Consider the following 1984-nt stretch of genomic DNA (forward strand, 5'->3'; position numbering starts at 1 on the left):
TGTCAACGACGGTTCAAATCTGACCCACTTATCGGCGATATCGTCGGTTTAAAACTGACCCACCCTTGGCGATTAATTGTTGTTTAATAGATCTTGGCTGTTGGCCGAGACCGGCGCGATACCCGCAGCGTTCTTGTCCTTCAGGCGGTAGCTCTCGCCACGGATCTGCACGATATGCGCATGGTGTAACAACCGGTCTAACAACGCTGCCGTCAACGTTGTGTCATCGGCGAAGGCATGGGACCACTGCGAGAACGGCAGGTTACTGGTTACGATGACACTGCCTTGCTCGTACCGCTTGGCGATGACATTGAAGAACAGATTGGCTTCTTCGCGGCCAAACGGCAGATAGCCAATCTCGTCGATGATCAGCAGCCGCGGAGCTAGCACGCTGCGCTTCAAGTATTGCTCTAGGCGTTCCTGTTTGCGGGCTGTTGCCAGCTGTAGCATCAGATCGGCTGCGGCGATGAAGCGCGTCTTGATGCCTTGAGCGACGGCTTTGTGACCCAGGCTGATGGCGAGATGGCTCTTGCCAACGCCACTAGGGCCGAGGAGTACGACATTCTCTGCTCGCTCCACGAAGGCCAAGCTTGTCAGTTCGTTCAGCTGTTTGCGCGGCGCTCCGCTGGCGAATTTAAAGTCATAGTCCTCGAAGAGCTTGCGCCCAGGGAAGCCGGCAAACTTGAGTAAGGTCTCGCGGGAGCGCAGGGACCGTGCATCCAGTTCCAAGCGCAATAGCTGCTCGAGGAAGACGGCAAAGGTGTCTTCTTGCGAGGCGCAACGGTCGGCCATGGCTGACCATTCGCTAGCTAGCGTGTCGAGCTTTAGGTTCGCGCAGGCGTGTTGGATACGCTGATGTTGCAGATTCATGGATGCGCCTCCAGTAGCCGGTCATAGGTGCTCAGCGGATGTTGGAAGCTCTCCCTGGGCACAGGCCGTGCGGTGACTGGCATTTGCTCTGGACCCCGTTTTGCCTGCCGTGGCAAAGGTCTGAGCTGGAAGCGCTCCTGATCCAGCAATACCTGGGGCTTGATGCCGGTGGTGCCGTGGATACGTTGATGTGCTACACGCTCAAGCCATGGGCCTATGTGAGCATTGGCCGTTGCCACGTCCAGCCGCAGGCCGGCCTGGGTTAGGGTAGCTGCCAGAGGCGTGATGAAGCTGTTCTTCAGGTAGCCATTGAAGCGCTCAACCTTGCCTTTGGTGCGGGCCCGGTAAGGTCGGCAAGCGCGGGCGATAAAGCCGTAATCCCGCGCGGACGCCAGCAGTTGCGCATTCCAACGATGATGGCCTTCGCCGTAGGCATCGCGCTCGATCATGATGGTCTTGGCGTTGTCGAACAGGATCTCCTGGGGCACGCCTCCGAAGTACTGGCACGCCTCTTCGATACCGCGTAGCCAGTCCTCCTGACGTTCGTGCTCGGAAAATCGGACGTAGGTGGCGCGGCTAAAGCCCAGCGTGGCAACGAAGGCTTTAATCGTACGCCGGTGGCGAGAGATGGTCGTGAAATCGACCTGCATCTGTTTGCCTGGCGGCGTCTCGAAGCGGACCACCGGATCAGGCTCGACCGTTTTGAACTCGGCAGTGTAGTGCTTGAGCTGGGTGATTCCGCCGGTGTAGCCACGGTTTTGGATCTCGCTAAACAATACCGTGGCCGGTATCCAGTGCGGCTTGGCCGCCTCGATTCGCTCTAACAGATAGGGCTTGTAGGGCTCCAGCTTCGTTGGTCGCGGGCCCCGGTCCGGATAGCTAGCTACAACAGACAGGTCCCGCAGGTACCGTCGTACGGTATTGCGCGACACTCCCAGTTGCTGTGCGATGGAGCGAATACTGTTGCCTTGGCCATGTAATACATGAATTTCCACGAGTCTCTCCTGAGTCAACATCGGCCGCCGCTCTGATCATTTGATTAGGCGGCCATTTTGCTTCAGGTGGGTCAATTTTAAGTCGACGCTGGTGGGTCAGTATTACTCCGGCGGTGACA

At 57.9% G+C, this 1984-nt stretch carries 2 protein-coding genes; both read right to left on the reverse strand.

What is annotated here, in order from left to right; all coding sequences use genetic code 11:
- Nucleotides 1-72: 72 nt before the first annotated feature.
- Nucleotides 73-870, reverse strand: coding sequence for an IS21-like element helper ATPase IstB (gene istB / locus FZE95_RS19445; RefSeq protein WP_150302439.1), 798 nt, complete (start codon nt 868-870; stop codon nt 73-75).
- Entirely contained in the window at nt 867-1886 is a 1020-nt protein-coding gene (istA, locus tag FZE95_RS19450) for an IS21 family transposase (RefSeq protein ID WP_150302440.1), read from the reverse strand. Before istA ends, istB begins: the two co-directional genes overlap by 4 nt.
- Between the last annotated feature and the right edge of the window lie 98 nt (nt 1887-1984).

The organism is Pseudomonas profundi, from assembly GCF_008638305.1.
GTDB classification, from domain to species: domain Bacteria; phylum Pseudomonadota; class Gammaproteobacteria; order Pseudomonadales; family Pseudomonadaceae; genus Halopseudomonas; species Halopseudomonas profundi.